The sequence below is a fragment of the Rhizobium sp. UBA1881 genome (assembly GCF_002338015.1).
In the GTDB taxonomy this organism is placed as follows: Bacteria; Pseudomonadota; Alphaproteobacteria; order Rhizobiales; family Rhizobiaceae; genus Rhizobium.
In genome coordinates this window covers 1-244 of record NZ_DDHH01000205.1, presented here as the reverse complement: position 1 = coordinate 244, position 244 = coordinate 1, and the positions used below count along the sequence as shown (strand labels likewise).

Below are 244 nucleotides of genomic sequence, written 5' to 3'. Positions count from 1 at the left end.
GGATTTCCTTCTTGGAGAACTGCGGCCATTCGCGCGGCACATAGAGGCCACCGTCACGCGCTAGACCCGCCAGCAATGCATCGCAGAAACCGAGAGCAGGGGCTTTGCCGCGGGTCGAGATATATTCCACTGTCGTCATCCTTGATGTGCCGGCCTAGATAAAATCCGGATTGAAGAGAAAACCTGTGTCGCGCCGCCCTTTGGCCGCAGCTCTGGCCTTCGCCGGCTGCAATCCCGAAATGTG

1 protein-coding gene is annotated in these 244 nt (G+C 58.6%); it reads right to left on the bottom strand.

The window, feature by feature from the left end:
- Positions 1–139: hypothetical protein (locus tag B3605_RS25020; RefSeq protein WP_296436823.1), on the bottom strand; the 139-nt coding region annotated here is incomplete at its 3' end.
- Between the last annotated feature and the right edge of the window lie 105 nt (positions 140–244).